Genomic DNA, 25472 nt, shown 5'->3' on the forward strand with positions numbered 1-25472 from the left:
ATTACTGATAACGCGGCAGAATGTTCTCCGCCCACAACTCCATCTGGCGCTGCAAGCTGTCCATCGTCGGGTAGATGATCTTCAGCTCGAAGTGCTGCACGCCGTTCTCGATGAACTCGTCACAGCGCCGCTTGACATCATCCACGGAGCCGAAGATGTGCCGGTCGAGGGCGAACTGGAGGCTGTTGATGTCGCGCTCGTAGCTCTCGCTGCTGGTTTTCAGGGTCGGAAGCGCGAGGTTCAGCCCTTCGTCGCGGGTTTTGGCGATCGTCGCGAGCTTTTCCACCGCGATGGTGATCTTTTCGGGGTCGCGGCCGCTCTCGCGGGCCGTCCGGCGCAGGATATCGCAGCCGGCCTTCATCTCCTTCGGCGAGAGCCAGCCTGGAATCCAGCCCTCGCCGTGCTTGCCGGCCCGTTTGGCGGCGAGCTTCATCCAGCCGCCGACCCAGACGGGCGGATGGGGCTTTTGCACCGGCTTGGGAAAGATCTCGGCGTTCTTGAACTGGATGAACTCCCCCTGGTAGGACGCCAGCGGCTGGGTCCAGACGGCTTTCATCGCCTGGATGTATTCGTCGGTCCGGTCGCCGCGCCTCTCGTAGGGCACGCCGAAGACCCCGAACTCGTCGGATTCCCTGGTCGCCTTGGAGCCGAGCCCCACGCCCACGATCAGCCTCCCCTGCGCCAGATGGTCGACCGTCGCGTACTGCTTGGCCGCGTAGATCGGATTGCGGCACGGCATGACCAGGCAGGCGACGCCGAGCGTGATCTTCCGGGTTTCCGCCGCCAGATAGGACAGGACCGTGGTCGCCTCGTAGAAGTTGGCCTCCTGGGAGTCGCTCAGGGCCTCGGCCGCCCCCGAAGAGATGTGGTGGCGGTGCATTTCCGAGCTCCAGACGACGTGGTCGTGAACCCAGATCGAATCGAAGCCGAGATCCTCGGCGGTCCTGGCGGCTTTGACGATGTTCTCGATGCTCGAGAGCGGGCCGGAATTGGGAACCCTGACGCCGAAGGCGATTTTGCTCATGCTGCGCTCCTATTTCTTTTCGGTGATCGCGATCCTGTCGTATTTCAGGTGGCGGTTGTACCAGTCGATCACGTTGGCGGCGACGTCGTCGAAGTAATCGTTGTAGACGCCGTAATGCGTCGTCTGGCGATAAAGCACGAGCTTCTTCGGCTCGCCGGCCTTCTCGTACAGGCGTATCGATTGCTCTTCGGGCGTGACCGCGTCGTTCTCGACCGCGATGAACAGCACGCCGCGGGGCGCGATCTTGTGAACGACGTCTTCCGGACTGTACTCCATGATGGCCTCCGCGCACTGGAGCGGCATCGCGTCGGGAATCTTCGATTCGACCTCCTTCTTGATCGTGGTCGCCTTGCGCTCCGGCGTCGCCACCATGATCTCCTCGCGGGCGCTGACGATCTCGCTGGCTCCCGTGAGCACGCGCTTCTTTCGGTCCTCCTCCAGCCGCTTGCGGTACTCCACCCACTCGTATTCGCGCCGCATCGAATGCAGCCAGTCGCGCCCGTTGCTGATCCCGAGGTAGGAGACCGCGCACTTCACCCGGTCGTCGACCGCGGCCACGTAAACCGCATTGCCGCCGCCGGTGCCGCCGGACCCGTAGGTCGCAATGCGGTTGGGGTCGATCTCGGAGCGGGTCTGCATATACGTGATCGCGTTTCGAATGTCCTCGACCTGCCACCCGGGCATCACCCAGCCCCGGTGCTTGCCCTCGCTGTCGCCCCAGCCGCGGTAGTCGAAGCACAGGCAGGCGTAGCCGGCGGCGCAGAGCTTCTCGAACATCATGATGTAGTGCTTGGCGTCTTTCAGGCCGAGGAACCCCGGACCCTGGACGATGCCGGGGTAGGGCCTTCCCTGATCCGAATCGGGCAGATAGAGCACCCCGGCCAGCCTGTCGCCCTCGCTGTAGAAATTGACCTTCTCGGTACGCATACGACCCTCGGGTTTTGGTTTGCAGTTTCCGGTTTTCCCGTTCGCGGAACGCGAACCGGGAAAACAAAGAACCGCCGACCGTTGTTTAAGCGCGCAGCGCGGGCAAGACCTCCTTGCCCAAATAGTCGATCTGCTGGTACCAGTCGGCGAAGCGGAACCGCAGATCGTAAACGATATGGTTCAGGCCGTTTCTTTCGTACTCCTGCGTGTCACGGACCACGTCTTCCGGCCTGCCCGCGAGCAGGAGGCCGCGGATGTCCTCGAAGGTCTTGAATTTTCCGTAGTTGACCCACGTCTTCTTGCTCGGGCTGTTGCCCTCGTTGATCAGCCCCGGGGTGTTGACCTTGCTGAGCGCGGTATCGAGGTCCTTGTCGATGCTGACGATCGGGATCGCGCCGACGGTTCCCATCGGCCGGCCGGCTTTCTCGTACTGCTCGCGCAGGTAGCCCACCATCTTGATGAAGGTCAGCATCGGGATCCGCCCGGGCATCCACCCGTCGCAATACTCGGCGGCGCGGCGCGCGGCGGCGGGCGTGCCGCCGCCGTACCAGATGGGAATCGGCGCCACCGGCGTGGGCTTCAACGAGACGTTCTCGAAATTGAAATACTGGTCCTTGTAGGAGACCTTTTCGCCCGACCAGAGCCGCCGGCAGAGATGAGCGTTGATGCGGGCGAGGTTGGCGCGGTCCTCGAGACTGTTCGGATAACCGGCCGCGGCAAACTCGTGCTTGAACGTTCCCAGCCCGAGCCCCATGATCACCTTGCCGCCGCTGATGACGCTGAGCGCCGCCATCACCTGGGCGAGGTGGATCGGATGGCGGTGCGCGATCACGGTGCCGGTACCGAGCGTGAGCTTCTTGCAGACGGAGGCGATCGACGCGAGCACGAGCAGGCCTTCGATGTGCGTGTTGTCCTCGCCCTCCATACCGTGCGGCTCGAACACCAGATGGTCTCTGACCCAGACCGAGTCGAATCCGTACTCCTCGGCTTTTTTCGCTCCCTCGATGCATTTTTCGATCGAAGCGTGTTCGCCGAAGTGCGGCAGCAACAAACCAAATTTCAACTTTGTCGGCATAGCAGGCTCCTTTTGCAGCTTAAACGGTCTGTTCTTCGAGCAAGGCGTCGAGCTCGGCCAACGCCTTGATGGAATCGGCCTTTTTCGTCCAGACGACGGCGATCGCCAGCGCGTTCACGAGCGCGAAGGCGGGGGTGAGAGAATTGACGGTGCTGTGCAGCCCCCGTTTGGCATATAGACAGACATCAGCCGCCTTCGCAATGGCGGAAGTCGGAAAGTCCGTGATGCCCAGGATCGGCGCGCCGGCCTTCCTGGCGTGCTGCAGCGCGGCCTGGACCTCCCGGGGCGCCTGGAGGAAATCGATCGCGATGAGCACGTCCTCGCGCCCCATGAACGCCAGCTGCTCGACCAGGGCGCTGCCGCCGGTGAGGAAGATCCAGCGCGCGTCCTTTTTCACGCGCACCAGCCGGAAGTGGAGCAGGTGGGCGAGCGCCATGGAGGCGTTGAGACCGATGATGAACACTTGCCGTGCCCGCCAGATGATCTCGACGGCGCGCTGAAAGTCGGAAAACGAGAGCGCCTGGAGCGTCTCCTGGAGAAGCTGGATATCGCGCTTGATCAGCTTGGCCACGATGTTCTCGTCGTTGCCGAGCTCGGCGAAAGTTTCCTCCATGCGCGCGGCGGAACGCAGCTTGCGCCGCATCTCCCGCTGGATCTCCCGTTTGAACTCGGGAAAACCCCGGTAGCCCAGGCTCCTGGCGAAACGGACGACGGTCGATCGGCTGACCCCCGCCGCCTGAGCGAGATCGTCCACGTTGGAAAAAAGCAGGGCGGAGCGGTCGTGCTTCAGATAATGGCCGATCCGCTTTTGCGCCCCGTTGAGGCCGTTGACCTTCGTGAAAATCTCGTTGATGAGATCCATCGGGTGAAACTTTTGTGTCACGTATCTTACTGAAATCTTATTGTCAAGAAGGCCGCGGGGAGCAACCCGGTGCCGGAACGCGGTGAGGGGTCGTTGACAGTCGTTCTCGCGTCGCTGTAGGTTCACTTGGACAGGAGGTGGCTCTCTATGGCAAAGCCGGTAAAGGAATTCGAAGTTCATCCGTATGTCCAGTTCATGGCGGACAAGTACAACGCCTACAAGAAATGGATCGCCTCGGAAGGCGTGCCGATCATCAGCGGCGCCTTCGTTCAGGACGTGCGCACCGAGCCGCTGGCTTACTGGAAGCGCAAAGGGTGCAAAGGGGCGATCTGCACGTTCTCGGATCAGATGGTGGCCGACGCCTACATCGCGGAGATCGACCCGGGGAAAAGCACCACGCCGCAGCGCCAGCTCTACGAGGAGATCATCACGATCGCTTCGGGGCGAGGGGCGACCACGGTCTGGTACGACGGCACGCCGAAACGAACCTTCGAATGGGAGCGGGGCAGTACCTTCGCGATCCCGCTCAACGCCTGGCATCAGCATTTCAACGCCAGCGGCACCGAGCCGTGCCGCTATTTCGCGCTGACGAGCCAGCCGGTGGCCTTCGAGCTGTTCCGCGACCCCGAGTTCATCTACAACACCCCCTACATGTTCAAGGACCGTTTCGATCCCGGCGACGATGAGTTCTTTTCGCGCGAGGGAAAGTACTTTACGGAATACTACGGCGGGATCCTCCACACGAACTTCGTCCCCGACATCCGCAAGATCAACCTGGTTCCGCGGGAAAAGCGCGGCAAGGGAACGCGCAACATGTACATCCACATGGCGGGCAGCGCGATGCTCGCGCACGTCTCCCAGTTTCCCGTCGGCCGCTACAAGAAAGCGCACCGCCACGGGCCGGGCGCCCACGTCTTCCTGCTCGACTCGACCGGCTACACCCTGATGTGGAACGAGGGGGAAAAGCCGCAGAGGTACGACTGGCACGAAGGCACGGTGATCTCGCCCCCGGCCGGAACCTGGCACCAGCACTACAACACCGGCACGGAGCCGTGTAAGTTCGTCGCGCTCCACGCCAACACCGCGGTGCAGCGCGAAGAGAAGGGCGTCGAGCAGATCGAGTTCGAGGACGAGGACGAGTCCCTGCGCAGGCTTTACGCCGAGGAGTGCGCCAAGAACGGCGTCAAGGTCGACATGGACTGAAGCCGGCCTCGCGCCGAAGGGCGGCCTTTCAGCTCCGGTGGGGCGTCCGTTCCGTCCCGCCCTTTCGGGTCGCCTCTTGTATCGCGGCCCAGAGCCTGGGCGCCGTGTAGGGCATGTCGATGTGATCGATGCCCAGCGGAGCGAGCGCATCCATGACGGCGTTGGCGACGGCCGGCGGTGCGCCGTTGCATCCGGCTTCCCCGACGCCCTTGACTCCGAGCGGGTTGAACGGGTTGGGCGTGACGGTCTCTCCGAGCGTGAGCTCCGGGATGTCGGCGGCCCTCGGCGCGGCATAGTGCATCAGCGAGCCGGTGAGAACCTCCCCGTTCTCGCCGAAGAGCATTTGCTCGCAGAGCGCCTCGCCCAGCCCCTGCGCCACGCCGCCGTGGATCTGCCCGTTGACGATCAGCGGGTTGAGCACCACGCCGCAGTCGTCAACCAGAACGAGCTTCTCGATCGTGAGCGCCCCCGTGTCGCGATCGATTCGCACGACCGCGAGATGCGCGCCGAAGCCCCACGCTTCGCGCCTGGGGTCGAAGAAGACGGTTTCGTGAAGGCCGGGCTCCATCCCGCGGGGAAGATTCCCCCCGTGCGCGGCGGCCGCGACCTGACGCCAGGTAACCGTCCTGCCAGGCACGCCGGCGACGGCGAAGCCGCCGTCGGCCTGGACGATGTCGTCCGCGGCCGCTTCCATCAGGTGGGCGGCGATCCGTCGCGCTTTCTCCACCACGCGGTCGGTGGCCAGGGCCAGCGCGCCGCCGCCGAGGATGGCACTCCGGCTCCCGAACGTGCCGACGCCCTGCTGGACGGCGAAAGTGTCGCCGTGGCGGACGACGACATGTTCCATGGAAACGCGCATCTTCTCCGCGACCACCTGGGCGAAGACCGTCTCATGGCCCTGGCCGTGGGAGCTCGAGCCGGTGAGCACCGTGATCTCGCCGGTGCGCTCGACGCGGACCGTCGCGCTCTCGAATCCTGCGCCCCCGCTGGGCTCGACAAAAGTCGAGAGACCCACGCCGACCAGCTCGCCGCGCCGCCGCGCCTCGTCCCGGTAGCGGAGCAGGTTCTCGTAGCCGGAAAGACGCAGCGCCTCGGCGAGGGATTTTTCATAGTCTCCCGAGTCGTACTCGACGTTAACCCCGGTGCGGTAGGGAAACTCCTCCGGGCGAATGAAATTCTTTCGCCGGATCTCGATTCGATCGATGCCGAGATCGCGCGCCGCCTTGTCGACCAGCCGCTCGATGTTCAGGACCGACTCCGGCCGCCCGGCGCCGCGGTACGGGCCGGTCGGGACCGTGTTGGTGAAGACCGCCACCACCTCGACCTGGCAGTTCCGGATGCGGTAGCAGCCCGGCGCCATCGCCATCATGCGCAGCGGCGGGATCGCCGAAAGGGAGTTCAGATACGCGCCCAGGTTTCCAACCACGCGCACCTTCAACCCGAGCATGGTGCCGTCGCGCTTAAGCGCCAGCTCGGAGGTCATGACTTGATCGCGCCCCTGGTTGGTCGTGACGAAGTCTTCGCTGCGCGTCGCAATCCATTTGACGGGGCGGCGAAGCTCGAGAGCGAGATGGCAGGCGAGAGCGTCCTCCCGGTAGAGCAGCCCCTTGCTGCCGAATCCGCCGCCGACGTCGGGCGCGACGATGCGAATGCGGTGCTCGGGAAAGCCGATCGCGGCGGCGAGATCGGGGCGGACGCGGTGCGGGCTCTGGGTCGAAAGCCAGACCGTCAGATCCCCGGTCGGTTCGGGTCTCGCCACCACCCCGCGGGGCTCCAGCGCGAGCGCCACCAGGCGCGGGCTGGCGATGCGCATTCGCACGACGTGCTCGGCCTCGGCAAAGGCTCGCTCGACGTCGCCGCCCTTCTTGGTCGCGACGTAACACACGTTGCTGTCCAGCTCCTCGCGCGCGAGCGGCGCACCGGGCTCGAGCGCCTTTTCGGCGCTCACGACGGCGGGCAGCGGATCGTATTCGACCGCCACGGCGCCCGCCGCGTCCTCGGCCGCGGCGCGACTCTCGGCGACCACCGCCGCAATCGGCGTCCCAACCGCGTGCACGGCTCCCCGGGCCAGCAGGGGATTCGGCGGCACCTTCATTCCGGGAACCATCGGTGCCACGGGGATGTGGAGGTGCGCGGGAAGGTCGTCGCCGGTCACCACCGCCAGCACACCGGGAATGGCTCCGGCCGCGCTGGTGTCGATCGAGGTGATCCTCGCGTGGGGGTAGGGGCTTCTGGCGAAGGCGAGGTGAAGCATGCCGGGCAGCTTGATGTCCTCGACAAAGCATCCCTTGCCGGTGATCAGCGCGGCGTCCTCGACGCGCCGCACGGGTGCTCCGATCAGTCCGATCGCCGTATGCTCGGTCGTCATGGGATCTCTAATCTAGCACACCCGGGAAGCACGAATACAACAGTCGCCAGCGGCCGCGCGACGTCCGCCGTGCCGGGCCACGGGTGGCTCCCTGCCTCCTTCGGGTCAGTAGGGGAGTCGCGTGCCGACTCCCGTTTCGAGCGCGCGGCGGTAGATGTGGTCCGCCAGGGCGATGTCCTGGTTGACCAGGCCGATGGCGCGGACGAAGATTCGCTCGCGATCGGACTCGCGCCCCGGTTTTTTCCCCGCAAGCACGTCGGGCAGCTCGGCATAGAGGTTGTTTTCGCTGAGGTAGTCTTCACGCAGCATGCGTTGCAGGTCGGATTTGTTCCTGCAGTGCGCCCAGCTGTCGACGAGAAACTTGTCGGCGTTCCTGTAAAATTCGCTCTCCATCTCCTGGTTCTTACCGATCGAGTAAACCGTTATTCCCGCGCCGAGCCAGCGGTCCTTGACGAACGGGGCGGTGGCGGTCGTCGCCGAAACGACCAGGTCCGCTCCTGTAAGCGCCTCTTCCGTCGATTCGACCGCGCGGACGCAGAGCCCGTAGCGCCGGCCGATCTCCTCTGCGTAGAGGGCGCGCGATCGGGGGGTGCGCGAGGTCACGCGGATCTCTTGCAGCGGGAAAACCCGCGCCATTACCGGCGCCACGGCGCGGGCGGTGTCGCCGGCGCCCAGCATCGCCATCACTCGGGCTTCCCTGCGCGCGAGCAGGCGCAGCGCCACGGCCGCGGCGGCGGCCGTCCGTACGGCGTGACACCAGTCCTCGTCCATGATTGCGAGGATCTCGCCCCCGTCGCGGTCGGCCAGAACCAGGATTCGCCGCGGGGCGCGAGGCGGGCGGCCAGGGTCGCGGCTGCCGCCCGCGGCCTTGATGGAACGGATGCGAAAGCCGGCCACGGGTGACGTCGAAAGCGCGCAGCCGGTCACCCACGACTGCCAGCCTTCGTGCGGCCTGATCGCGAGATCCTCGGGAGACGACCAGGTCACACGGCCCTCGCTGTGGTCGCGCAAGGCCCGTTCCGTGATCTCGATGGCGCGGCCGAGGTCGAGGACCTTCTCGACGTCGCCGTTGGAGAGATAGAGAATTCCTTTTTGTGTCGGGTCCGGCAGAGCCACAGTGACACCTGCGCGGTCGTCAGTCGATGATGTCCAGGCGCCGGCAGCCGCCGGTCAGGAATTCCGGACCGTTCTCGGTGATCAACACGTCCTCCTCGAGGTGAACCGCGCTTTTCTCCGAGCGCACCTTGGGCTCCAGCGCCAGAACCATACCCGGGCGGTAGAGCTGCTTTTCCACTTCGTTGAGCGACGGCGGCTCGGCGCGCGACATGCCGATTCCGTGGCCGATCCGCTTCGGGCTCTCGACCGCCTGATAACCGCGCTTGACCAGCTCCCGATTGGCGATCCGGGATACTTCAGCGACGGGCGTTCCGGGCCGCATCGACTCGAAGCACAGCTCGATCACGTCGCAGGCGGTCTCGTGGTCCTTCTTGTGCTCTTCGGTCGGCCGGCCGAAGATCGCCATGCGCGTCACGTCCCCGTAGTACCCTTCGTAGCAGGCCCCGAAGTCGGCGATCATACGATCGCCCCGATCGTAGCGCCGGTCGTCGTAGCGCGTCGAGGCGTTGAGCATCAGAAACCCCGGATGGCGCGGGTGCGCCCCCTCCTGGATCATGGCGATGTACAGACGCTCCGCCACCTCGCGGCGGGTGATCCCGGGCCTGAGCTGCGGCAGACAGCGCTCGTAGGCTTTGACCGAGATCGCGCACGCCTTGCGCATGAGCTCGATTTCACGGGCGCTCTTGGTCAGGCGCATCTCCGTCAGCGCCGCAGTTCCGTCCTCGATCTCGGCCTTCGGCAAAGCTTCGGCCAGCCGGGAGAGATAATTGACCGGGAACCCGAGCCGCTGATCGTCGCCCAGCTCGAACCCCAGCCTGGACTCGCCGAGGCCCATCTCGAGGATGCAGGCCGCGATCATCGCCTGGGGAAAGGGAACGTCGGTGTACGAGCGCACCTCCCCGACCCAGGGCAGCGCTCTCGCTTTCGCCTTGTCGTTGCCGTACACGAGCAGCAGCGGCTTGCCGGATTTTGGGAGAATGCAGATCTGAGGTCGCTGGATGTGGTCGAGCTGGTAAGTGATGAGCCCGGTGAAATACCAGTAGTTGTTCTTCTCCGAGATCACCAGCGCGTCGAGCCCGTCGCGCGCCATCAGCGCCTGCGCCCGCCGGTAGCGTTCCTGGTATTCCTCTTCGGGAAAGGGAGCTTCGGTCGCCATGATCACCTCTTCCGTTCCCTGCGGGATCGTCCGGGCGCGGAGTATCGCTTTCTCACCCGGCGACCGCTCGCCGGCCTTCCGTTCGCTCGAGCCGGTGAACGTAGTCCAGGGCTTCGGCGAGCTGAATGACCGAGGCGTACTTCGCGTTCATCTCGAAGAGATTGACCAGGTGCGAGGTCCGGGAGCGGTCGAAGACGCACTCCTCGACGACGAAGACCGGATAGCCGAACGAATAGCCGTCGAGCACGGTGCCGCGCACGCAGCCGCAGGTGCTGGTGCCGGTCACGAGCAGGCAGTCGACGTTCTTGCGCACGAGATAAGTGATCAGGTGGGTGCCGAAGAAAGCGCTGGCCCGCGCCTTGCGGACGATGAACTCACCGTCGCGCGGCCTGATCATCTCGGGGAACTCCATCGCCCGTCGCTCGAAGTCGGTCCTGTCGACGCCCCGCTTGGTGGCGTTGCCGAAGGCGGCCTTGAAGTCGGGATCGCTCGTGGAATAGACGACCGGCACGCCGGCGCCGCGACAGGCGTGGAGCAGCTCGCGGATCTTCGGCAAGGCCTGCCACGCCGCCTCGCCGCAGCTCGTCGGGAACTCCTCGATGGCCTCCATGACCGGCATCGGCCTGGTGCCGGTGAAGCCGATGATGACGTCGATGATCAGGAGCGCCGGATTGACTCCGAAGGGCTGCTTCCCTTTATAGCCGGCCTTCTCGTAGATCTTTCGCTCTTGCTCGGGAAAAAAAGCTTCCCACTCGCGCATGAGGCACCTCCTGTGGCGCTGGGTTCAACGGCCGTCACGGGGAATAGACCCTGTCCCCGCGCCGGGTCATGAACAAGTCCGACGGCAGCTCCGTGCCGATTCCTTTCTCCCTGGCCTTCTCGTACATCTTTCGCGCCGTGGCGGCGAACTGAATTCCCATGCCGGTGTTGTTCTTGAAGAAGGTGATTTCCCGGTCGTCTCTGCGCCCGCGACACTTGCCGACGAGCAGATCGGCGAGCTCGTGGAGGTCGTCGGCCTTGACGAGGCCGCGCTCGAGCCGGTCGTGAAGTTCGGCCTGCTTGTCGAGGAAGATCTGCGGCTTGTAGCCGACGACGATGAGGTCGGCCTTCATGACCGCCTCGTCGTCGAGCTCTTTCCGCGGCAGGAAGCCGTCGCCGCCGACGATGCTGTTCAGGTGCATCCCGGGTTCCACCCATTTGCCCAGAATCACCGGATCCACCGTGTTGGTCGCCGCAGTAACGATGTCGCTCCCCCGGACGGCCTCCTCCGCCGAGGCAACCGCCACGACGTCGATGCCGGTCCGCTCACTCATGGTCCGGGCAAAGCGTTCCCGGTTCTCCCGTGTCGGACTGTAGACCTTCACTTTCCGCAGCGGGCGCACCACGGCGTGGGCGGTGAGCTGGGTTCTGGCCTGCTCGCCGGCGCCGAGAAGCCCCATCACGGAGGCATCCTTGCGGGCGAGATATTTGCCCGCGACAGCGCTCGTCGCGCCGACGCGCATGGTGGAGATGTGGTGGTCGTCCATGACGGCGAGCAGCTCGCACGTATCCATGTCGAAGAGCATCACGAGACCGACGAAATCACCGGGATAGACGCGCCGCCGGCCGCCGCCGACCTGAATCTCTTTGGAGAAACTGGAGTCGATCCGCAGGGCCATCGACTTCAGCCCCGGGACGAGCCCCATGATATTGTTGAAATAGTACTGCCCGCCTTCCTCCTTCCAGGGCGTCCGCAAGCGCGCCCGCGGGGCGTTCATCGCCTTCCCCTCTCCCAGCTCGCGGAAGGCTTGCTCGATGGCCTCGATCTCCTCCGCCATCGGGAGAAGATCCTCCATCTGTTCGTTCTTGAGCACGAGGACCATGCGCGCGTCTCCGTTCGCGAACGCTCGCGAACAGCCTGCCTATATCAGAGCCCCGCGCCGAGTCAAGGAAGGAGGATCGAGGCGCCGCTCGAAGACGCGCCGTCAAAAAGAAAAAGGCCGGGGAACAAATCCCGGCCTCTCGTGATGGGGAGCGAAGAAACGGCCGGCCGTTAGCCTTTTCTTTTCTTGTACCAGTCGGCGTTGATCTGCGTGAAATGCTTCCATTTGTCCGGCAGGGCAGCTTCCTCGAAAATCGCCTCTACCGGGCAAACAGGCTCGCACGCGCCGCAATCGATACATTCTTCCGGATCGATGTAAAGCTGTTGCTCCTTGGCGAACTCCTCGGCTTCGTTCTTGGTGGGATGGATGCAGTCGACCGGACAGACGTCGACGCAGGCGGTATCTTTGACATTGATGCAGGGCTCGGCAATAACGTACGTCATCGGCTCCTCCTGACCGTTTTTTGTCTCCTAGCAGAACAATCATCTCAAGTCAAATATCCTCCGGCTTGTAACTAACGGCAAAACCGTGCATTTTTTGATTTCTGTTGCGGGACGAGCGCGCGCGCCGAGAGAGGACGGCCTTTTGTATTAAAGCAGGAGCCACAATGGGCGTCGATGTAGTTTGCCGCACGAGCACCAGAGGCGTTTCACGGCGGGCCCTGGTTGCGGTCGGGCGCCGCGTCCTCGAGCTCCTGGGCCGGGAGCGCTCCGAGCTGAGCATAGCGCTGGTCGGAAACCCCGAGATCCGCAGACTCAACGCGCGCTACCGCGGCCAGGATCGTCCGACGGATGTCCTCGCTTTTCCGCTCGAGGAGCGGGCGCCGGGCTGCGAACTTCTGGGCGACGTCGTCATTTCCGTACCGAAGGCCCGCGAGCAGGCACGCGAGCGCGGCCGATCGCTCGCGGAAGAGATGGCGACCTTGCTGATCCACGGCATCCTGCACCTCGTCGGATACGACCACGAGCGCTCGCCGCGGGAAGCACGGGCGATGCGCCGGCTGGAAAGGAAGCTCTACCGCGAGCTTTGTGAGTCGCGGGTTTTAAAGGTATAATTATTTCGCAGGTTTTATGTTGGAAGAGACCAGAGAACAGTTGACCCGCCTGGAGGAACGGCTCGAGCTCCTGCGGAGGCGTCTTTGACGTCGACGGCAAGCGGAAGCGAGTAGCCGAGCTCGAGCAGCTCACCTCGAAACCCGATTTCTGGAGTGACGGCGAAAAAGCCCAGGCCATCCTCAAAGAACAGGCTTCGCTGAAGGACCTGATCCAGGCCTGGGAAAGGCACCGGGCGGGCCTGGAGGAGGCACGGTTTTTCCTGGAGGTCGCCAGGGAAGAGAAAAGCGAGGAGGCGCTCGCCGAAGCGGCGGCCAAGGTCCAGGAGGTCGGCAAGGGCATGGCCGAGACCGAGCTGTCCCAGATACTCGGCGGGCCCGACGATCGCAGAAACGCCATCGTGGAACTGCATCCGGGAGCCGGCGGCACCGAGGCTCAAGACTGGGCCGAAATGCTGCTGCGCATGTATCTGCGCTGGGCGGACCGGCACGGCTACCGGAAGGAAATTCTCGAATATCAGCCCGGCGAGGAAGCGGGCGTGAAAAGCGTGACCTTCAGGGTCGAGGGCGATTACGCCTACGGGTACCTCAAGGCCGAAGCGGGGATTCACCGGCTGGTGCGGATCTCGCCGTTTGACGCCAACTCCCGGCGCCACACCTCGTTCGCCTCGGTGTTTGTCTATCCTGAGGTCGACGACACGATCAAGGTCGAGATCAACGAGGCCGACCTGCGCATCGACACCTATCGTTCGAGCGGCGCCGGAGGGCAGCACGTCAACAAGACCGACTCGGCGGTCCGCATCACGCACCTTCCCACGGGGATCGTGGTTGCCTGCCAGAACGAGCGGTCGCAGCACAAGAATCGGGCGATGGCGATGAAGATACTCCGTTCCCGCCTCTACGAGCTCGAGCTCGAAAAGCAGCGGGAAAAGATGGAGACCTTCCACAAGACCAAGAAGGATATCGCCTGGGGCAGCCAGATCCGCTCCTACGTATTGCACCCCTATCGCATGGTGAAGGATCACCGCACGGGGGTGGAAATCGGCAACGCCGACGGGGTCCTCGACGGCGATATCGATCCCTTCATCCGGGCTTATCTGCTGCAGGCGGCCGACGGGCTGCCGGCCTGACGCGCGGCTGTCGACCCGGAGCGCGTTGATGATGCGCGAGTAAGCCGGTATACAGGCGTGCAGCTGGGGGCGACGGGCGGGAGCTCCTGCCGGTCGCTTGAATGCATCCCGCCCGGGCCCCGCGGCATCCAATAACCGGTAACGAACCATACTGAAAGGCGGCGGTCATGGAAGTTCACGGCAAAAACGGGCTGGGCGCAAGCGAGCTTTTCGACCACGAAGCGGCGGTGCTGCAGCGCTATGCTCGGGCGGCCCGCGACGGGGAGGCCGGCCTGTGTGTTCCGGTCGATTACGACCCGGCGCTGCTCGAGTTCATCCCCGAGGAAATCCTCGCGAAAGACTACGGCTGCGGCAATCCGTCGCGCTACGCGCGGGCGGGAGAGACGGTGCTGGATCTCGGCTCGGGCAGCGGCAAAGCCTGCTACATCCTCGCCCGGATCGTCGGCCCCGCGGGGAAGGTGATCGGGGTCGACTTCAATCCGGCCATGCTGGAGCTGGCGCGCAAATACCGAAGGGACGTGGGCGATCGGCTGGGGTACCACAACGTCGAGTTTCGGCGCGCCAGAATCCAGGATCTGAGGACCGATCTGGAGCTGGTCGACCGATACCTCGCATCCCACCCGGTCCGCAGCGTGGAGGACCTGGCGCGCCTGGAGGAGTACGAGGCCAGGATCCGCCGCGAGCAGCCCCTCGTGTCCGACGACTCGATCGACCTGGTGGTCTCCAACTGTGTGCTCAACCTGGTCCGTCCGGAGGACAAGAAACGGCTCTTCGCCGAGATGTACCGCGTGCTCCGCCGAGGCGGCCGGGCGGTCATTTCGGATATCGTGAGCGACGAGCCGGTGCCGCCCGAAATGATGGGCGACGCCGAGCTCTGGAGCGGTTGCGTCTCCGGGGCGCTGGTGGAGGAGGATTTCCTGCGTGCGTTCGAGGAAGCGGGCTTTTACGGCATCCGCGTCGAGGAGCTCGGCAGCCAACCCTACCGCACGGTGGAGGGCATCGAGTTCCGCTCGATCACCGTGAGCGCGCACAAGGGCAAGGAGGGTCCTTGCATCGAGCGAAACCAGGCCGTGATCTATCGTGGTCCGTGGAAACAGGTCGTCGACGACGACGGTCACGTGCTGCCGCGAGGCACGCGGATCGCGGTGTGCGAAAAGACCTACGAGCTCTACTCCCGGCCGCCGTACGAAGGCCAGTTCATCCTCGTGCCGCCGCGGCTGGAGGTGCCGCGGGAGCAGGCCGCCACGTTCGACTGCTCTCGCGACCGCCGACGCGATCCGCGGGAAACGAAGGGATTGGACTACAAGGTCACCAAGTTCGCCGGAAGCCTTTGCGGCCCGCAATCGAACTGTTGCACGTAAGCGCTTTGACGCACCTGGGAGACGATCGTGCGAAGCGCGAGCTTTTTCGGGTGAGGGGCTGATACCGAGCGCTCAGCGCCATGCAACCGTTTGTCGAAAAGCTTCGTCTGAGTCACCGCTGCCTGGCGCGGCACCGGTTCGAGGTGCTGCAAGTGAACATGGGGCGGCTCTGCAATCTCGCCTGCGTCCATTGCCACGTCGAATCGAGCCCCGCGCGAAAGGAAACGATGGACCGAAAGACCGTGGACGCGGTGCTGCGGTTTCTGGCGGTCAGCCGCGTTCAGACGCTCGATATCACCGGAGGCGCTCCGGAGCTGAACGAGAATTTCGACTACCTCGTGGAGTCGGCCCGGAGCCTCGACCGTCACGTCATCGACCGCTGCAACCTTACGGTGATCTTCGAGCCGGGAAAAGAGTACCTGCCCGAATTCTTCAAGCGGCAGCGGGTGGAGCTGATCTGCTCGCTTCCGTGCTATTCCGAGGCGAACGTCGACAAGCAAAGGGGGAAAGGAACCTTCGAGCTCAGTATACAGGCGCTCAAGTTGCTCAACCGGCTCGGCTACGGTCTGCCGGGCTCCGGGCTGGTTCTCAACCTGGTTTACAATCCCGTCGGGCCCCATCTTCCGCCGCGCCAGGACGAGCTGGAAAAGGACTACAAACGGGAGCTGTCCCGAAACTTCGGCATCGAGTTCAACCGGCTGTACTGCCTCGCCAACATGCCGATCACACGCTACGAGACGCATCTGAGGCTCCGCGGCGAATACGAGGGCTACGTCCGGCTGCTCGCAGCAAATTTCAACCCGGAAACCCTGGAACAGGTGATGTGCCGCAGCCTCATCAGCGTGGGATGGGAGGGCTGGATCTACGATTGCGACTTCAATCAAATGCTCGGCCTTCCGCTTCGCGCCGCGGACGGACGGCCGCTTCACATTTCCTCGCTGGCCGAAGCCGACGTCGTCGGCCGGCCGATCACGGTGGGTAATCACTGCTACGCCTGCACGGCCGGCTCGGGGAGCAGCTGCGGCGGCGCGCTGGTGCCCTAGACGGCGGCGGGCTCTGCCGGAGGTATCGAGCCGACCGCGAGCGATCGTGCAGCGAGCGCTTGAGCCGATGGAGCCATGAGGACCGCGAGGGTCGTTTTCTTCATCGCTTTCCTGAGCGCGTCGATCGCGGGACTGCTGTCCCTTCCGGTCCGGGACTGGTTCGTCCAGCTCGAAAACCATGTGCGGTCGCTCGGAGCGCTCGGACCTGTCGTGGTGGCCCTGGCCTACATCCTGTGCACGGTTCTTTTCATACCGGGGAGCGCGATTACCGTCGGCTCCGGCGCTCTATTCGGGCTGAAGACCGGCCTGGCGGTCGTGGTCGCCGGAGCCAATCTGGGCGCTCTCTGCTCCTTTCTCCTCGCGCGAACGCTGCTGCGCGAGAAAGTCGCCCGGTGGGCTGACGGAAATCCGAAATTTCGCTCGCTCGACCGCGCGATCGGAAAGCAAGGGTTCAAGATGGTCCTGCTCGCGCGCCTGAGCCCGGTGTTTCCGTTCGTCCTGCTGAACTATTTTTTGGGACTGACGGCGGTGCGCACGGGAGCGTACGCCCTCGCGAACCTGATCGGTATGCTGCCGGCGACTTTTCTTTTCGTTTATATCGGCGCCGCCGCACGGGACGCGATCGCCGGGGAGATCGATCCCGCGGCAGGCTTTTATCAGCAGGTTCTGAAGTACATCGGCTTGCTGGCGACCGCGGCCGTGGTGGCAACGGTCACGCGAAAGGCGCGCCAGGCGCTGCGCGAAGCGGAGCCGGCTCCGGGCGACGCCAGCCCGGGAGGGACGCGCCTCAATCCGAATCACAAACCCGCCGCCGTCGAGGACATGATGCTCGTCGACGATCCGCACGACCGGCGGCTGATTCAAAATTGCCGTCCGCCGCGCTGGGTGAATCCGGTACCGCCCGGGAAATACAATCTGGTCGTGGTGGGCGGGGGGACCGCGGGACTGGTGAGCGCTGCCGGGGCCGCCGGCCTGGGCGCCAGGGTCGCGCTGATCGAGCGTAATCTCCTGGGCGGAGACTGTCTGAACGTCGGCTGTGTGCCTTCCAAGGGGCTGGTCCGTGCGGCGCGAGCCGCGTACGACGCACGCAACGGAAAACTGTTCGGGGTCGAGCTGTCCTGCGAGCCCGGAATCGCTTTTGCCGCCGCGATGGAAAGGATGCGCCGGCTGCGGGCCGACATCAGCGCCCATGACTCCGCCGAGCGGCTTCGGGCGGCGGGGGTCGACGTCTACATCGGTCACGGCCGGTTCGTGGGGCCGTCGGCGGTGGAAATCGACGGCCGGCGATTGGAGTTTGATCGAGCCGTCATTGCCACCGGCGCCAGAGCGGCCGAGCTCCCGATTCCCGGACTGGCCCAAGCCGGCTACTACACCAACGAAACCGTCTTTACCTTGACCGAGCTGCCGCGTCGCATCGCCGTGATCGGCGCGGGACCGATCGGCTGCGAGCTGGCGCAATCCTTTGCCCGTTTCGGCAGTCAAGTGTATTTGATCGAGGCCCTGCACGGGGTTTTGCCAAACGAAGACCCGGATGCCGCCGAGGTGGTCCGCAGGTCCATGGTCGACCGCGACGGCGTGCGGCTCGTGTGCTGCAGCAAAGAGTTGAGAGTCAGCCAGGCGGAACGGGGCGGCAAATGCCTGACGGTTGACTCGCACGGGAAGCGCCACGATCTGTGGGCGGACGCCATCGTGGTCGGGGGCGGTCGTACGCCGAACCTCGAAGGCTTGGGACTGGAGGAGGCCGGAGTGAAGTACACGCAGCACGGCGTCGAGGTCGACGATCGGCTGCGGACGGCGAATCCGCGAATCTATGCGGCGGGCGATGTCTGCTCCAGATACAAGTTTACCCACGCCGCCGACGCAATGGCGCGAATCGTGATCGCCAACGCGCTCTTCTCCGCCCGGCGCAAGGTCAGCCGTCTTATCATCCCGTGGTGTACCTATACCGACCCGGAAGTGGCCCATGTGGGCTATTATGAGAGAGACGCTCGGGAAGCGGGATTCGACGTCGCCACGATCACGCAGCCGCTCAACCTCGTCGACCGAGCGGTTCTCGACGGGGAGGACGAGGGCTTCGCCCGGGTCCACTACGACAGGAAGACCGGGAAAATCCTCGGAGGAACGATCGTGGCCCGGCGCGCCGGGGAGATGATCAGCGAGCTGACGCTGGCGATGGTCGCAAGGCAAAAGGTTGGAACGCTATCTTCGACCCTTCACCCCTATCCGACGCAGGCCGAGGCACTGCGCAAGATCGGCGATGCCTACATGCGTACCAGGCTCACGCCGGTGATGAAAAAGGTGTTAACGACGTGGCTTCAATGGAGGCTCTGAGAGCGGAAACATCCCGACGGTGGGCTTTGCCGCGCAGGACACGAAGAGCACGAGAACGTTCGCGAGGGAGCCGCACATGCGCGTTTCGGTGATCGTTCCGGTCCTGAACGAGGCGGCGACGATCGGCACGACCATCGATGACCTCAAGGGGCGGGGTTTTCACGAGCTGATCGTCGTGGACGGCGGAAGCGAGGACGGCACCCGGCGGATCTGCAGGCAGCACGGGATCGAGCCGGTGGGCTCCCGGCGCGGCCGGGGGGCGCAGATGAACGAAGGGGCGCGCCGGGCAACCGGCGACGTCCTGCTGTTCCTCCACGCCGACACGCGGCTACCGGAGACCGCCGCCGCCGATATCCACCGTGCCATGAGCGACCCGACGGTGGCGGGCGGGCGTTTCGATATCCGGCTGGATGCGAGCGGTTTTCTCATGAAGCTTATCGGAGCCATGATCAGCTGGCGGTCGCGCCTGACTCGGGTGAGCACCGGCGACCAGGCCATCTTCGTCCGGCGCGAGGTGTTCGCCGCGCTCGGAGGCTATCCGGACTATCCGCTCATGGAAGACATCGCGTTTTCGCGCGCGCTCAAACGGACCGGGCGGATCGCCTGCCTGAAAAGCCGCGTGATCACGTCGGCCCGCCGCTGGGAGCGGGAAGGGGTGTGGCGGACGATCGTGAAGATGTGGGCATTGAAGTTGCTCTACCTGTCGGGTTCTTCCCCGTTCCGCCTCAAGCGTTACTATGAGGACGTCCGCTAACGCTCTGGTGTTGATGAGCAAGGCGCCGGAGCCGGGCTGCAGCAAGACCCGGCTCGTGCCGCCGCTGTCGGCCGAGGAAGCGGCGGCCGTCGCGGGTGCTCTGCTTCGCGATCAGCTGGAGAACATCGGACGGTTCTCCACGGCGCGCCTGTTCGTCAACTTCAGCGCGCCGTCGTCGCCCGAGGAGTTCGTCCGCAGCTTCGTTCCCCCGGGCTTTTCGAGCTTCGCGCAACGCGGAAACGGCCTGGGTGAGCGCATGCGGTTCGCGTTCGAGCGGCTCCTGCGCCGGGGGTTCGAGCGCGTGGTGCTGATCGGCGCGGACCTGCCGCCGGTCCCCCTGGAGTTCCTGGAGCGGGCCTACGCGCTCCTCGAGCGGCCGGCGATCGACGTCGTTCTCGGGCCCAGCACCGACGGCGGCTACTATCTCGTAGGAATGAAACGGGAAGTTCCCGGGATTTTCGAGGGGATCGCCTGGAGCCGCTCCGACGTGCTCGCCCGGACGCTGGAGAGGCTGGAAACCGCGGGAATTTCCTGGGGGCTCCTGCCTTTCTGGTACGACATCGACACCGCGGAGGACCTCCGCGGCCTGGCCTCGCTTCCCGACGCTGGCGTCATGAAAAACACGTCAAATCTGTTGCATGCCTTGAAGCGGAAAGGCAGACTGTAGTTCGAGAGGCGACCGGAGGCGATCCCACATGCCGACGAAGGTCGCGATCGGCTGCAACCCTGCCGGCTCTCAAACTGGTCTGTCCGTCACCCGGGTCGATTTTCCTCGAGGGCGGCAAGGAGAACCCATGCGCGAGTCAGTCGACGAGCTGTGCGTCAACGCGATACGGATGCTTTGCGTGGACGCCGTGGAAAAGGCGAGATCCGGCCACCCTGGCGCGCCGATGGGGCTTGCGGCCGCCGCGTATGTGCTGTGGACTCGCTTCCTCAAGCACAACCCGAAAAATCCCGCGTGGCCGGACCGCGACCGCTTCGTGCTTTCCGCCGGCCACGCCTCCATGTTGCTCTACAGCATGCTCCATCTCACCGGGTACGATCTCTCGCTCGACGACATCAAGCAGTTCCGCCAGTGGGAGAGCAAAACGCCCGGCCATCCCGAGCGCGAAGCCACTCCCGGCGTCGAGACCACGACCGGCCCGCTCGGGCAGGGGTTCGGCAACGGGGTCGGCATGGCGATTGCCGAAGCGTTCCTGGCCGCGCGCTACAACCGGCCGGGACACGAGGTGATCAATCATTTCACCTACGCTATCGTCAGCGACGGCGATCTGATGGAAGGCGTGGCCGCGGAGGCGGCGAGCCTCGCCGGCCACTTGAAGCTCGGCAAGCTCATCTACATCTACGACGACAACCGGGTGTCGCTGGCGGCCTCGACGGATCTCACCTTCACCGAGGACTGCGCGAAGCGATTCGAGGCCTACGGCTGGCACACCCGGACGGTCGACGACGGCAACGATCTGGAGGCGATCGATCGGGCGCTGCGGGAGGCGCGCGCGGAAACCTCGCGCCCGTCGCTGATCCTGCTGCGCACGCACATCGGCTACGGCTCGCCCGGCAAGCAGGACAGCTTCGAGGCGCACGGCGCTCCTCTCGGGGAAAAGGAGACCAGGCTCACCAAGGAAAGGCTCGGCTGGCCGCTCGAACCCGCCTTTCATCTCCCGGCGGAGGCGCTGGCGCGCTTTCGCGAGGCGGTTCCGCGCGGGCAGCGGGCGGAGGAGGAATGGCGCGGGCGGTTTTCGGACTACGCCAGGAGTTTCCCCGATCTCGCGGTCGAGCTGGAGCGCGCGCTTCGCGGCGAGTTGCCGCCGGGCTGGGACGTGGCGATTCCCGCCTTTCCGCCGGACCCCAAGGGGCTGGCGACCCGCGCTGCTTCGGGGAAGGTCTTGAACGCCGTCGCGCCGAGGATTCCGACGCTGATCGGCGGTTCAGCGGATCTCAACCCGTCGACCTTCACCGCGATGCAGAACCTCGGAGATTTCCAGAGCCCGGCTCGGGTTTTCACCGACGGCCAGGGGGCGGCCGGCGGGGGCTGGAGCTACGCGGGGCGGAACATTCACTTCGGCGTGCGCGAGCACGCCATGGGAGCGTCTCTCAACGGGATGGCGGCTCACGGCGGCATCATCCCGTTCGGCTCGACCTTCCTGATCTTTTCCGATTACCTGAGACCGTCGATTCGTCTCGCGGCGCTGATGGGGCTCGGAGTGATTTACGTTTTCACGCACGACAGCATCGGGGTCGGCGAAGACGGGCCGACGCACCAGCCGGTCGAGCAACTGGCGGCGTTGCGCGCAATTCCCCGCCTGGTGGTGATCCGGCCGTGCGACGCGAACGAGACGGCCGCGGCCTGGCGGGTCGCGATCGAAACCCGCGACCGGCCGGTCGCCCTGGTGCTGTCCCGGCAGAACGTACCGACGCTCGACCGTACGGGCCTGGCGCCGGCCGAAGAGCTCCGCCGCGGAGCCTACGTGATCGCCGAAGCGCCGGGAGGCAACCCCGACTTGCTTTTGATCGGCACCGGTTCGGAGGTCGCGCTCGCCCTGCAGGCGAGGTCGAAGCTTGCCGAGCGCGGCGTCCGCACGCGGGTCGTCTCGATGCCGAGCTGGGAGCTGTTCGACGAGCAGCCGCAAGACTACCGCAACGCCGTGTTTCCGCCGGCGCTGCGCGCGCGCCTGGCGGTCGAGGCCGGCCTCCCTATGGGCTGGCATCGCTACGTCGGGGACCGCGGCGACGTGCTCGGCGTGGAGCGCTTCGGGGTATCCGCTCCCGGCCAGATCGTGATGGAGAAGTTCGGTTTCACCGTCGAGCGGGTCGTCGAGCGGGCGCTGGCGCTGCTGTGAAGCGGCTCGAAAAGTCGCCGGAGGGCGGGCGGTGACAAAGGCGCTTGTAGCGGCCGGATGTCGAAGCCGGGGAATTCGATTCCCGGGTGACGGACGCCCCCGGGCCGGGCGCGAGGTTCATCGATGCGCGTAGCCATCGCCGCGGATCATGCCGGGTTCGATCTGAAACAGGTCATCCGGGACTACCTGCGCCACCGGGGCCACGAGGTGATCGATCTCGGAACCGGGAACGACGATCCGGTCGACTATCCCGATTTCGCCGAAGCCGTCGCGAAGGCGATTCTGCGCGGCGAGGCGGACCGCGGCGTGCTCATCTGCGGGAGCGGCGTCGGAGCCTCGGTCGCGGCGAACAAGATCCCGGGCATTCGCGCCGGCCTCTGCCACAATACGTATGCGGCGCGCCAGGGGGTGGAGCACGACGACATGAACGTGCTGGTCCTCGGGGCTCGCGTCATCGGCGTCGAGCTGGCACGCGAGCTGGTCGACCAGTTTCTCAGCGCGAAATTCTGCGGTGAAGAGCGCCACAGGCGGCGCATCGAGAAAATCAAGGATCTGGAAAGGCGCTACGGCGGATCGAAGCCGGGGGAGAGAGCATGAACCCGTTGAAGCAGCTGCTCGCTCAGGGCCAGTCCGTGTGGCTGGACTACATCGATCGTAAGCTCGTCCGCACCGGACAGCTCAAGGAGATGGTGGAGGAGAACGGGATTCGCGGCCTGACCAGCAACCCGACCATTTTCGAGAAGGCGATCACCGGCGGGCACGATTACGACGAAAGCCTGCGCGAGCTGTTGAAGGCCGACCCCAACGTTCCGGCAAGCCAGCTCTACGAGCTGATGGCGATCGAGGATATCCGCATGGCCGCCGACGCGCTGCGTTCGGTCTACGACGAGAGTGACGGGGGCGACGGCTACGTGAGCCTCGAGGTCTCGCCGCATCTCGCGCACGACACCGCCGCCACGATCGCCGAGGCGAGGCGCTTGAAAGCGGCCGTCGGCCGACCCAATGTCATGATCAAGGTGCCGGCGACGCCGGAGGGAATTCCCGCGATCGAGGAGCTGATCGCCGAAGGGGTCAACGTCAACGTCACCTTGATGTTCTCGATGAGGCATTACGAGGCGGTGGCGCGCGCCTATATCAAGGGACTGGAGCGTTGCGTCGCTCCTTCGAGGGTCGCCTCGGTAGCTTCGTTTTTCGTCAGCCGCGTCGATACGATGGTGGACCGGGCGCTGGAGAGTCTCGGCACCGATCCGGCGAAGGCGCTGCGCGGCAAGATCGCCATCGCGAACTCCAAGATCGTCTATCACCGCTTTCGCGAGATCTTCCACGGCGAGGGGTTCGTCGCTCTGCGCCGGCGCGGGGCGCGCGTGCAGCGGCCGCTCTGGGCGAGCACGAGCACCAAGAATCCCGCGTACTCCGACGTCCTCTACGTCGAAAACCTGATCGGTCCCGATACCGTCAACACGATGCCGCTGGAGACGCTGCGCGCCTTCAAGGATCACGGCCGCGTGGAGGGCGAGACCGTGACGGACAGCCTGGACGAAGCGGCGGCGGCGCTCAGGCGGCTCGCGGCTCTGGGCATCGATCTCAACGCCATCGCCGAGAGGCTGCAGCACGACGGCGTGGCCGCCTTTGCCGCCTCGTTCGATCAGATGACGGCGGCGCTGGACCGCAAGCGCCAAACGATGATCGGCAACGAGGCCGAGCGCCAGGAGCTTCACCTCGGCGCCTACCGGGTCGCGGTCACGCGGCGGATCAGGGATTGGGAGCGCCGGCAATTCGCCAGGAGGCTCTGGAGCAAGGATCCCACACTCTGGTCGGAGGAGCCGCAACCGGAGCTCGCCGATCGACTGGGCTGGCTCGACCTGCCTCGGACAATGGCCCGGCGGGTTGCCGAGCTGGAAGCGTTCGCGGCCGGCGTGAAGGACGAGGGCGTCCGCGACGTCGTCCTGCTGGGAATGGGGGGCTCCAGTCTCGCGCCCGAAGTGTTTCGAAGGACGTTCGGCAGCCGGTCGGGATATCCCCAGCTCACCGTGCTCGACAGCACGCATCCGCGGGCGGTAAGAGCCGTGGAAGCGAAGATCGATCCCGGCCGCACGCTCTTCCTCGTGTCGAGCAAGTCCGGCACGACCACGGAAACGGAGTCGTTGTTTTTTTATTTCTGGAACGTCGCGAAGCAGGCGCAGGCCGGTCCCGGCAGATGCTTCGTTGCCATCACCGATCCCGGGACGCCGCTCGAAGCGCTCGCCCGGGAGCGCGGTTTCCGGGCGGTTTTCGCCGCGCCCCCGGACGTCGGGGGACGCTATTCGGCGCTCTCGGAGTTCGGGCTGGTCCCGGCGGCGCTCATCGGGGTGGATGCGGGAGAGCTGCTCCGCCGGGCGCAACGGATGGCCGAAGCGTGCGGCGCCGCCGTGATCGAGCCGGAAAACCCGGGGCTGCTGCTCGGCGCGGCTCTGGGCGAGCTGGCTCTGGCCCGGCGCGACAAGGCGACCTTCATCGCGTCGCCGTCGGTCGCCGCATTTCCCGTCTGGGTCGAGCAATTGATCGCCGAGAGCACGGGGAAGGACCGTAAGGGAATCATCCCGGTGGTCGACGAGCCCGCCGACTCCCCCACCGGATACGGCGATGACCGCCTGTTCATTTACCTGCGCTGCGAAGGCGACGAGAACCACGAGACCGACCGCCGCGTGGCCGCGCTCGAGGCCAACGGCCATCCGGTGGTCCGGATCGACGTGGCCGACAAGAGCGACCTCGGACAGGAATTCTTCCGCTGGGAGGTCGCCGTCGCCTCGGCCGGAGCAGTGCTCGGCGTCCATCCCTTCAACCAGCCCGATGTGCAGCTCGCCAAGGATCTGGCCAAAAAGGCCATCGGTCAGGCGACGGAGAAAAAGGGCCGCGGCGGTGCCGGAGACGCGGTTTCGGCCCACGATCCCGCAGCGCTGCGCGCCGCGCTTCATGCCTGGATGGAAAAAAAGAAGGCGCGCGACTACGTGGCTCTTCAGGCCTATCTCGAGCCGGACCCGCAGCACGACGCGGCGCTTCAGGCGATCCGCCGGGCGTTGCGGGAGCGTTTGGGTCTCGCTACGACGTCGGGGTATGGGCCGCGCTTCCTCCATTCGACGGGCCAGCTCCACAAGGGAGGCCCGAACTCCGCGCTCGTGCTGCAGATCATCGACGAGCCGGCGGACGACCTGCCGATCCCCGAGACCGGCTACAGCTTCGGCCGGCTGATCCGGGCCCAGGCAGCGGGTGACTTCAGCGCGCTCAAGCAGCGCCGCCGCCGGGTGCTGCGTGTGAATCTCGGTGCCGATGCCCGCGGCGGGCTGAGAAGGCTCGCAGAGGCGCTGACGTCGTAGCAGTGCGGTCAGGAGG

Annotated in this window: 21 protein-coding genes; 11 read left to right on the forward strand and 10 right to left on the reverse strand. The window is 65.3% G+C overall.

The features are described from left to right. Position 1 precedes the first annotated feature (1 nt). The 4 genes from VNN77_19150 to VNN77_19165 all read right to left on the reverse strand — a co-directional run bounded on the left by VNN77_19150 (position 2) and on the right by VNN77_19165 (position 3909). Entirely contained in the window at positions 2 to 1024 is a 1023-nt protein-coding gene (locus VNN77_19150; GenBank protein HXG53522.1) for an LLM class F420-dependent oxidoreductase, read from the reverse strand. A gap of 9 nt (positions 1025 to 1033) precedes the next feature. After that, complete coding sequence (locus VNN77_19155) at positions 1034 to 1951, reverse strand: alpha/beta hydrolase (protein HXG53523.1); 918 nt, start codon at positions 1949 to 1951, stop codon at positions 1034 to 1036. Positions 1952 to 2036: 85 nt separating this feature from the next. Beyond that, positions 2037 to 3026 (reverse strand): LLM class flavin-dependent oxidoreductase, encoded by a 990-nt coding sequence (locus VNN77_19160; GenBank protein ID HXG53524.1) that lies wholly within the window; start codon positions 3024 to 3026, stop codon positions 2037 to 2039. A gap of 19 nt (positions 3027 to 3045) precedes the next feature. Continuing rightward, complete coding sequence (locus tag VNN77_19165; GenBank protein ID HXG53525.1) at positions 3046 to 3909, reverse strand: MurR/RpiR family transcriptional regulator; 864 nt, start codon at positions 3907 to 3909, stop codon at positions 3046 to 3048. A 126-nt stretch (positions 3910 to 4035) separates the two neighbouring features. On the opposite strand from VNN77_19165, the gene VNN77_19170 reads away from it, so the two are divergent. Next, positions 4036 to 5091, forward strand: a complete 1056-nt coding sequence (locus VNN77_19170) for a cupin domain-containing protein (GenBank protein HXG53526.1) — start codon at positions 4036 to 4038, stop codon at positions 5089 to 5091. Positions 5092 to 5119: 28 nt separating this feature from the next. On the opposite strand, the gene VNN77_19175 is transcribed toward VNN77_19170, so the two are convergent. From VNN77_19175 to VNN77_19200, 6 genes are all read right to left on the reverse strand, one after another. Next, positions 5120 to 7459 (reverse strand): xanthine dehydrogenase family protein molybdopterin-binding subunit, encoded by a 2340-nt coding sequence (locus VNN77_19175; GenBank protein HXG53527.1) that lies wholly within the window; start codon positions 7457 to 7459, stop codon positions 5120 to 5122. 105 nt (positions 7460 to 7564) lie between these two features. Further along, positions 7565 to 8575 carry an ornithine cyclodeaminase family protein gene (locus VNN77_19180; protein HXG53528.1) on the reverse strand — a complete coding sequence of 337 codons (1011 nt, stop codon included), beginning with the start codon at positions 8573 to 8575 and terminating at the stop codon, positions 7565 to 7567. A gap of 19 nt (positions 8576 to 8594) precedes the next feature. Further along, positions 8595 to 9731: a Xaa-Pro peptidase family protein gene (locus tag VNN77_19185; protein HXG53529.1), complete on the reverse strand. Its 1137-nt coding sequence runs from the start codon at positions 9729 to 9731 to the stop codon at positions 8595 to 8597. 52 nt (positions 9732 to 9783) lie between these two features. Then, on the reverse strand, positions 9784 to 10491 hold the full coding sequence (locus tag VNN77_19190) for an isochorismatase family protein (GenBank protein ID HXG53530.1): 708 nt from the start codon (positions 10489 to 10491) through the stop codon (positions 9784 to 9786). 34 nt (positions 10492 to 10525) lie between these two features. Continuing rightward, complete coding sequence (locus VNN77_19195; GenBank protein HXG53531.1) at positions 10526 to 11593, reverse strand: ornithine cyclodeaminase family protein; 1068 nt, start codon at positions 11591 to 11593, stop codon at positions 10526 to 10528. Positions 11594 to 11763: 170 nt separating this feature from the next. After that, positions 11764 to 12036, reverse strand: coding sequence for a ferredoxin family protein (locus VNN77_19200; protein ID HXG53532.1), 273 nt, complete (start codon positions 12034 to 12036; stop codon positions 11764 to 11766). Between the two features lie 164 nt (positions 12037 to 12200). Between VNN77_19200 and ybeY the strand changes: the two genes are divergently transcribed. The 10 genes from ybeY (at position 12201) to VNN77_19250 (ending at position 25456) form a co-directional block, all read left to right on the forward strand. Continuing rightward, positions 12201 to 12647, forward strand: a complete 447-nt coding sequence (ybeY, locus tag VNN77_19205) for an rRNA maturation RNase YbeY (GenBank protein HXG53533.1) — start codon at positions 12201 to 12203, stop codon at positions 12645 to 12647. 16 nt (positions 12648 to 12663) lie between these two features. Further along, positions 12664 to 13774 (forward strand): peptide chain release factor 2 gene (gene prfB, locus VNN77_19210; GenBank protein ID HXG53534.1). Its coding sequence is split into 2 segments (ribosomal slippage): positions 12664 to 12732 and positions 12734 to 13774, totalling 1110 coding nucleotides; the frame shifts between segments, so codons are not numbered across the junction. A 167-nt stretch (positions 13775 to 13941) separates the two neighbouring features. Then, positions 13942 to 15135: a methyltransferase domain-containing protein gene (locus VNN77_19215; protein ID HXG53535.1), complete on the forward strand. Its 1194-nt coding sequence runs from the start codon at positions 13942 to 13944 to the stop codon at positions 15133 to 15135. Positions 15136 to 15215: 80 nt separating this feature from the next. Further along, positions 15216 to 16178 carry an arsenosugar biosynthesis radical SAM (seleno)protein ArsS gene (gene arsS, locus VNN77_19220; protein HXG53536.1) on the forward strand — a complete coding sequence of 321 codons (963 nt, stop codon included), beginning with the start codon at positions 15216 to 15218 and terminating at the stop codon, positions 16176 to 16178. 75 nt (positions 16179 to 16253) lie between these two features. After that, positions 16254 to 18509 carry an FAD-containing oxidoreductase gene (locus VNN77_19225; protein ID HXG53537.1) on the forward strand — a complete coding sequence of 752 codons (2256 nt, stop codon included), beginning with the start codon at positions 16254 to 16256 and terminating at the stop codon, positions 18507 to 18509. A gap of 76 nt (positions 18510 to 18585) precedes the next feature. Then, complete coding sequence (locus VNN77_19230; GenBank protein ID HXG53538.1) at positions 18586 to 19263, forward strand: TIGR04283 family arsenosugar biosynthesis glycosyltransferase; 678 nt, start codon at positions 18586 to 18588, stop codon at positions 19261 to 19263. Next, complete coding sequence (locus VNN77_19235) at positions 19247 to 19930, forward strand: TIGR04282 family arsenosugar biosynthesis glycosyltransferase (protein HXG53539.1); 684 nt, start codon at positions 19247 to 19249, stop codon at positions 19928 to 19930. Before VNN77_19230 ends, VNN77_19235 begins: the two co-directional genes overlap by 17 nt. A 127-nt stretch (positions 19931 to 20057) precedes the next feature. Further along, entirely contained in the window at positions 20058 to 22103 is a 2046-nt protein-coding gene (tkt, locus tag VNN77_19240; GenBank protein ID HXG53540.1) for a transketolase, read from the forward strand. 123 nt (positions 22104 to 22226) lie between these two features. Continuing rightward, complete coding sequence (gene rpiB / locus VNN77_19245) at positions 22227 to 22700, forward strand: ribose 5-phosphate isomerase B (protein HXG53541.1); 474 nt, start codon at positions 22227 to 22229, stop codon at positions 22698 to 22700. Then, positions 22697 to 25456, forward strand: coding sequence for a bifunctional transaldolase/phosoglucose isomerase (locus tag VNN77_19250; protein ID HXG53542.1), 2760 nt, complete (start codon positions 22697 to 22699; stop codon positions 25454 to 25456). The genes rpiB and VNN77_19250 overlap by 4 nt, the downstream gene beginning before the upstream one ends. The last annotated feature ends 16 nt before the right edge of the window (positions 25457 to 25472 follow it).

The sequence above is a fragment of the Candidatus Zixiibacteriota bacterium genome (genome assembly GCA_035574315.1).
Taxonomy (GTDB): Bacteria; Desulfobacterota; Binatia; order UBA9968; family UBA9968; genus DATLYW01.